Origin of the sequence: Tardiphaga sp. (genome assembly GCF_044340795.1) — a bacterium.
In the GTDB taxonomy this organism is placed as follows: domain Bacteria; phylum Pseudomonadota; class Alphaproteobacteria; order Rhizobiales; family Xanthobacteraceae; genus Tardiphaga.
Map to the genome: position 1 here is coordinate 1 of NZ_JBIISY010000310.1, position 6,033 is coordinate 6,033.

Annotated in this window: 13 protein-coding genes; all 13 read right to left on the reverse strand. The window is 61.1% G+C overall.

Translation table 11 applies throughout. The annotated features are described in order from the left end of the window. Nucleotides 1-106 precede the first annotated feature (106 nt). Complete coding sequence (locus ACIQ17_RS29705; RefSeq protein WP_398473038.1) at nucleotides 107-343, reverse strand: hypothetical protein; 237 nt, start codon at nucleotides 341-343, stop codon at nucleotides 107-109. A gap of 31 nt (nucleotides 344-374) precedes the next feature. Next, nucleotides 375-1,718 (reverse strand): RtcB family protein, encoded by a 1,344-nt coding sequence (locus tag ACIQ17_RS29710; RefSeq protein WP_398473039.1) that lies wholly within the window; start codon nucleotides 1,716-1,718, stop codon nucleotides 375-377. 48 nt (nucleotides 1,719-1,766) lie between these two features. Next, nucleotides 1,767-1,946: a hypothetical protein gene (locus ACIQ17_RS29715; protein ID WP_398473041.1), complete on the reverse strand. Its 180-nt coding sequence runs from the start codon at nucleotides 1,944-1,946 to the stop codon at nucleotides 1,767-1,769. 76 nt (nucleotides 1,947-2,022) lie between these two features. Next, nucleotides 2,023-2,229 (reverse strand): hypothetical protein, encoded by a 207-nt coding sequence (locus tag ACIQ17_RS29720; protein ID WP_398473043.1) that lies wholly within the window; start codon nucleotides 2,227-2,229, stop codon nucleotides 2,023-2,025. Continuing rightward, entirely contained in the window at nucleotides 2,229-3,044 is an 816-nt protein-coding gene (locus ACIQ17_RS29725; RefSeq protein WP_398473044.1) for a DNA-methyltransferase, read from the reverse strand. Before ACIQ17_RS29725 ends, ACIQ17_RS29720 begins: the two co-directional genes overlap by 1 nt. Then, nucleotides 3,041-3,418 (reverse strand): hypothetical protein, encoded by a 378-nt coding sequence (locus tag ACIQ17_RS29730; RefSeq protein WP_398473045.1) that lies wholly within the window; start codon nucleotides 3,416-3,418, stop codon nucleotides 3,041-3,043. The genes ACIQ17_RS29725 and ACIQ17_RS29730 overlap by 4 nt, the downstream gene beginning before the upstream one ends. Then, nucleotides 3,415-3,741: a hypothetical protein gene (locus tag ACIQ17_RS29735; protein ID WP_398473046.1), complete on the reverse strand. Its 327-nt coding sequence runs from the start codon at nucleotides 3,739-3,741 to the stop codon at nucleotides 3,415-3,417. The genes ACIQ17_RS29730 and ACIQ17_RS29735 overlap by 4 nt, the downstream gene beginning before the upstream one ends. A gap of 174 nt (nucleotides 3,742-3,915) precedes the next feature. After that, nucleotides 3,916-4,326 (reverse strand): hypothetical protein, encoded by a 411-nt coding sequence (locus ACIQ17_RS29740; RefSeq protein ID WP_398473047.1) that lies wholly within the window; start codon nucleotides 4,324-4,326, stop codon nucleotides 3,916-3,918. Beyond that, nucleotides 4,323-4,454, reverse strand: a complete 132-nt coding sequence (locus ACIQ17_RS29745) for a hypothetical protein (protein WP_398473048.1) — start codon at nucleotides 4,452-4,454, stop codon at nucleotides 4,323-4,325. Before ACIQ17_RS29745 ends, ACIQ17_RS29740 begins: the two co-directional genes overlap by 4 nt. After that, nucleotides 4,451-5,059: a hypothetical protein gene (locus ACIQ17_RS29750; RefSeq protein ID WP_398473050.1), complete on the reverse strand. Its 609-nt coding sequence runs from the start codon at nucleotides 5,057-5,059 to the stop codon at nucleotides 4,451-4,453. Before ACIQ17_RS29750 ends, ACIQ17_RS29745 begins: the two co-directional genes overlap by 4 nt. After that, complete coding sequence (locus ACIQ17_RS29755; protein ID WP_398473051.1) at nucleotides 5,056-5,289, reverse strand: hypothetical protein; 234 nt, start codon at nucleotides 5,287-5,289, stop codon at nucleotides 5,056-5,058. The genes ACIQ17_RS29750 and ACIQ17_RS29755 overlap by 4 nt, the downstream gene beginning before the upstream one ends. Before the next feature lie 71 nt (nucleotides 5,290-5,360). Beyond that, entirely contained in the window at nucleotides 5,361-5,591 is a 231-nt protein-coding gene (locus ACIQ17_RS29760) for a helix-turn-helix domain-containing protein (protein ID WP_398473052.1), read from the reverse strand. Next, the coding region (locus ACIQ17_RS29765) for a hypothetical protein (protein WP_398473053.1) at nucleotides 5,584-6,033 on the reverse strand (450 nt) is incomplete at its 5' end. The genes ACIQ17_RS29760 and ACIQ17_RS29765, both read right to left, overlap by 8 nt.

Here is a 6,033-nt window from a genome sequence, read left to right on the forward strand (position 1 = left end):
GTGTCCCATAGGGCGTGCATCGGGCCGACTTTTCCGGCGATTCCTCGCGCTGCGTGAATGGCCGCTTTCAGCTCGTCATCGGTCATCAATCTCACTCCAGAAGCGTTCAGGTGCGGCGGATTGTGCGGGCTTCAGGATGGTCAAAAGCCGATTCCACGATGCCCCTGATCTCGCGCATGACCATTGTCTCCATGTCGATCCGATCATCATAGCTCAGATCATCTCGAAGGTAGCCTCCCATCGAGAGAGCCGCCAGTACCTGGTCGTGAGCCCATATCCGCAGCTGCTCATCGTGGCACACGGTTTGAGCTGCGGCGGCGGGGCCTAAGATTACGGTGCCCATGGGTGTCGTCTCCTGATGGGGGCTGATCGCGTCAGTCCTTGAACGGGTCGAACTCGTTCTCGCCGGCCATTGCCACAGCGAACGGCCGCAGCGTGTGCAGGACTCGCGTCGAGTTGGAGTGATGCGCCAGCACCTCTGGCAGCCGCCGATAGGCCATAGGGCTTTCGTCCAGATCGGCGCCGATGAGTGTGACGCCGCGGCTATGCAGCCACCCGTCCATCTCCGCACGATTGAACCGGCGCTTTGCCTCCTTGCGGCCGAATAGGCGCCCGGCGCCGTGCACCGTCGAATACAGGGAAGCACGGGCTTCCTCGCTATCGACCCCCTCCAAAATCACCGCGTCGTCACCCATAGAGCCGCCGACAAAGCCCCGCTGACCGGGGAATGCTGGCGTCGCGCCCTTGCGTACCACCCACAGATCCTTGCCGCCGTGGTTCTCGCGCCAGGCGTAATTGTGATGGTTGTGGACCATATCGGTAACAGTTCCGCCGATGATCTTACGGACGCGCTCGATGACCCATTCTCGGCCGGCATAGCTGTAGCGGCCAGCCAGCTCCATGGCGGCGATGTAGCGCCGGCCAATCTCGCTATCCTCGTCCACAACGGCCGGCGGGACGTTCATGCCGTCCTTACCGCCTGCCGCCTTGAGGTAGCGGGTCGCGCTGGTGTGGCCGAGTCCACGGCTACCAAAGTGCACTCCGATCCAGACAAAGCCAGCTTCGTCGCGCATCAGGTCAACATAGTGGTTGCCGGAGCCAACCGTTCCGAGCTGGCTGACCGCCTTCTGGCGATATTCGCCCATGTCGGATTCGCGCCAAGCATCGGCGTCATCGAACAATTCGTGCTCAACGCGCTCGTCATTGGTCCTGCCGACGCCGAACGAAATGACCCGATGTATGTCCTTGATGATGTCTCCTACGCGGTGCTGGATCGCCGAGAAGGGGGTATCGAGGCGGACGGCCATATTCCCGCAGCCGATGTCGAAGCCGACGCCGGAAATGCTCACCTGCTTCTCATAGGCAATCACGCCGCCAACCGGCTGCGCGTATCCGAGGTGACCGTCCGCGCAGATCACGCCAGCCACGGCATTGCCTACCGACATGCAGTTGCGCATCTGAGAGATAGTGTTGTCGTCGTGCGCACCGAAGACCTTGAGCGGGCTGTTCTGGTACTTCTCGGCTTGTGGCGCGATCGTGTTGGCCGCCAGCTCCGCGGCGACTGCCGCCTGTTCGGCCGCCACATGCTCGGCTCGCGCTGCGTCTCGGAACGTGCACCAAGCGGGTTGGCCACGGCCTTCGCCAACACGGCTCTCCGGCTCGATGCCGGCGGCAACGCAGAGTTCTCGTGCGCGCTTCTGGTACGGATCGTTTCTCATGTCGTCATCCTAGTGCGGGTTGCGCGGTGTTTGTGGGGGAGTGGGTGACTATTCCTGATCCTTGATCAGGCGCTCGGCTTCGGCGCGCGTATAGCCACGGTCTTCCAAGTCGAAGATGGCATCACGCCGCGCCTCGTTGGCAAACTTGTTCTTCATCGGATTGCAGAATCCGGTATCGGCGCGGGCAGCTTCACGGGCGATATCTATGTCAGACTTGATGCGTGTCATTTGGGCCTCAAAATTGGGTTTTCGTTAAGCTGAGAAACGCTGCAAAATCTTTCGGATTGCCGCAGCGCCGCGCTCCTTACTGAAGATCGACCGCGAGCCGGCCGCGCACCGCGCGATACGGCTGCGACCATCTGTTGTCCTTGGCAAAGGCAATGGCGGTCTTTTTGCGCGAAAACACGTCCATCCACGCGATGTGCCAGTCCGGGGAAGCTTCGTCCTTACAAATCAATACCCAGCCGGTGGCTTCAATTGGTGTCGCCTTCAGCTTTGCTGTCTTTGCCATCACGTCTTCTCCTGGGTGGTGTTCAACTTGTAAGGATCGCTTACAGGTTCGGGCTGGCGGTGCTGCGGAACCAGTGCGGGAGTGGTCAGAGGCAAAATTGACGACAGTCGGTCGTTTGCCTTTTGCGCCATGTCCACATCGATCTCACAGCCGGCGTAACGACGACCAGCGCGCATGGCGGCCTCACCTGCGGCACCTGACCCTGCGAACATGTCGCCGACAATGCCCTCAGGTGGGCATGACGTCCGGATCAGGATCTCGATCAAGTCTACCGGCTTTTCAGTAGGGTGGATCGCTCGACCATGCATTGATGGCATATAAATAACGGATCGCATCAAGCGAGGACCCCCATCTTGAGAGGTGTAATGGGCGGCCTCGATGTGGCCGGTATGGGCAGGCCGCTTCTTTCGCCGCACTGTCCGTGCAGTGGCGTCGGCGGTCGTCTGCACCTCGTTGTAAACCGACGACCAAGGCGCATCTTTCAGGTAGTATTGCGTTGCATGTTCATGGACCCGCTTAAACCGGTCAGCATGAAAGCCGCTGCCGTTGTGCTTTTCCCACACGACGTCCTGAGCATAGCGAAGACCTTCGGAGCGGAAGGTAGCGCCCATATCTTGGAAAAACCGCATAGACCCAAAAACCCAGATTGATCCTGTGGGCTTAAGCAGACCGACGGCCGCCTCTATCCAACCTTGGCAGTGCTTGTCCCAAGCGAGCGACGTATCGCCGTAAGGCGGATCGGCGAGTAGCATGTCAAAGGGGGCGTGTTGTTGCAGGTCCGTCCTGCAATCGCCCGGCGTGACGCGGATATTCATTGGCCGGGCCATACCAATGCATCGGCGCGACCGGTCAGCACCATCCAAGCGGCATAGATGCGCGACCGGAGCGACGGGTAGCCGACAGGTCGAGCCGGCACCCAGCGGCCATCGGGGAGCTCTGTCTGGGCGCCATTCTCCCACAGCCCGCGAGTCCATTGAGGCGTCATCTGTACAACGTTCGGGTAGCGTTTCATGATGCTGTTCCAACCTAGCCAAGAGACGATTTTTGCGAAGCCGAGCGCGTCTGGCATCGTGCCGGCCTTGATGCGGGAAAGGGTCGATTGCGAGATGCCGATCTCGGCCGCCATCACGCGGTTCTCGATGTCGTGTTTCTGCTGGTAAGCGGCGAGGGCTAGGCCAAGGTGCGTCATTCCTGGCTCCCGCGCGGTTGAGAGGTGAGCGCGAGAGCCTCCTCGGCCTCCGATATACAGAGATACCGACAGTCGTCGGGGCACCCATCCTTCACGTAGTCGATGAGCTGCCGCAGCGCGTCCTGCAGGATCACAATTGACGGCGGGATTTCTTCGGCCAGCTCCCGCCCGGCTGGTGGCAAGCCGGCGTGTGGACGGCTGTGTGGCGCCGCGCCGGCTCGAAGCTTCATCTCATGCATGGTCAAAAGGCGCTGGTTACCCTTGTGCCAGCGTGCCTGGATTTCTTCCGGACTATTGCCATGTTCCTCAGCGTTGCGGCTCATGCTCATCTTCCTTTGAAGTGAATGCCGCGCGAGCTGCGAAAGCGCCGATTGCGGCTACACAGAAAATCGCTGCAGCCAGCGTCCGGTCAGTGCCGCCAATCGACCCGCCAAAAAGTATGGTCCCGGCGATCCAGCACAGCCATCCGATCGATCCTAGAATTGAGGCGTGGTTGGTCATTGGCTATCGCCCTCCGTCGCAATCACCGCCGGAGCCTTGGGCCAGTTCGGCACCATGCTGCGAAATTTCGAGCGCCACCAGTAAGCAGGCGTGCGCTTCCGTGGCGTCCGGATCGCCTCGTCTTCGTGCTCGCCGAACCATTTGCCGTCAGCGTCAGGCGCTTCGCCGTTCAGCCATAGCAATGCGACCTTTGGCACCAGCACCATGTCGTCCTGCGCGGCGGCGTCGCGTTCGGCGCGGAGCTTGGTGATCTCGGCAACCGCACCGTCCAGGTCCTGAAGAAGGGCAGACGTGTCTCTGACGCGAACGCCTGTTTCCCGACCAGCGAAGCGTGCGGCCTCTGACATTTTGCTGAGCTGCTGGTGATCTTGAACCAGCCTCTCGACGATATCGGCCTCGGTGCTCATGGGCGGCTCCCTGTTCGGCGCTTGATCGCCGCGGTGAAGATGATCGCGTAGCAGCGGTCGAGCCACTCCTGCTCTGAGATGAGGCCCGATTCTCTCAACTGCCATTCGGCTTCGAGGGCTGCGGTCATTGGCTCTGATCCCCAATCACCGATGGAGCCGGCATGAACCGAGCGCGCCATTCATCGGCGAACTTGTGAAATATCGGGTGGATTGCCGGACCTTCATGCAAGCCGGATAGAGCTTGTCCGACCAGGTACCGAAGTGCGTTGTCGCGATCGTCCGCGCGATAGTCAGCCCCGCAGTTGACGCCGGGCAGATAGCCAGCGGCCGCGAATGCGCTGAGGATCGTTTCACGTCGGACGATGACACCGCGGAGATCAGACGACCCCTGCATATGTCCCAGCCAAGCCAGAACAGCGTCAGCATCGCGCATATTGAGGCGTGGCAGCTCGGCCATCAACCGATCATGTGTCGCCTGACTGTCGCGGCGCCGCTGCTCTCGTTCCGCCTCGGCGGCCTTGCCCGCGGCGGAGTTGCGGTAAGCGTGTGATCGCCTCTCTTGTTCGGCGGCGAAATACCGGACGATCTCATCAGCCGTGGTGCCGCGCTCAGCGATCAGTTCAATGTCGTTGAATGAACCGACAGCCGTTCCGTGCTGCTCGGCCGCGTCAACCAGCACCTGGGCAGCAGTCGAGATATGGCAGCCGGCGCCGAATTCGATGCCCTCCATCATGACGCAGCGCTCCCATCCTTGCCCGTGAGCGCGGGAGCCTTGCGTCCGTCGAACTCGTCGCGGATGGCGTTGTAGGCTTGCTCAGCAGCATGCCAGTCGCGTCTCGAAATAGCCGCGCCAAGCGCCTGAATTCGGAGCTGATCTTTGCGGGCGGCGCCTTCCTCGGCTAGCGTCTGCTCAGACTTTTTCGGGAAGTCGCCACTCCGCATGTCGCGGGCGATCTGCTCCATGACAGATGGCGGAGGGGATCCAAGGTGCCGGTGAAGGCGGCCACAAGTCGGGCATTGGCAATCGGTTTCGCTCACCACCAAATTCCTTTCAGGAGATGTTTCGGGGTCGTTCCGAGCGCGGTCGCGTAGCGCTCGATGCCGTCAAGCTGGAGGCGCTGACGGCCGATCTCGGTGTTCGTGACGGACACCCGCTTAAGGCCGACGCGCTTCGCGAGATCGTCCTGGGTGAGGCCCAGCGTCTCGCGGATCATGCGGATACGGAGGCCAACCGAGATGTGGCAGGCTTCGATCGGCTTAGCCATTGGACGGGCTCCCGCGGTCATTGCGAGCAAGGGGATCGGTCGGATCTATCGAGATTTGAACGCGCACCGTGTGCCAACCGGCCGCTTCGAGCTTGGCCCGAACGTACTCGGCCGACACATCGAACATGGGCGCGCACACATGATAGATCGCGTCTTCTTCGGCGACAGCGCACGGCAACAGATCACCGTTTGCTTTCATCATGCCGAAGGCCGGCACCTGTTTGCTGGTTGCAGCAGACTGCGTAACTGGTGCGGCGCGATCCATGTGTCGCTTGATCTCATCGCACGCAAAATCGAGCAGCTTGCGCTCAGCCTCTTTCGTGATGCGATTAATTTCATTCTCGGTAGCGCACCAGCCCTTCAAGGTGAGGTCGATGGCCAGCGCGTGAATACGCTCACCTGCATCCGAAGAACGGACGGGGGGCTGGGCAATCAGGCTTCC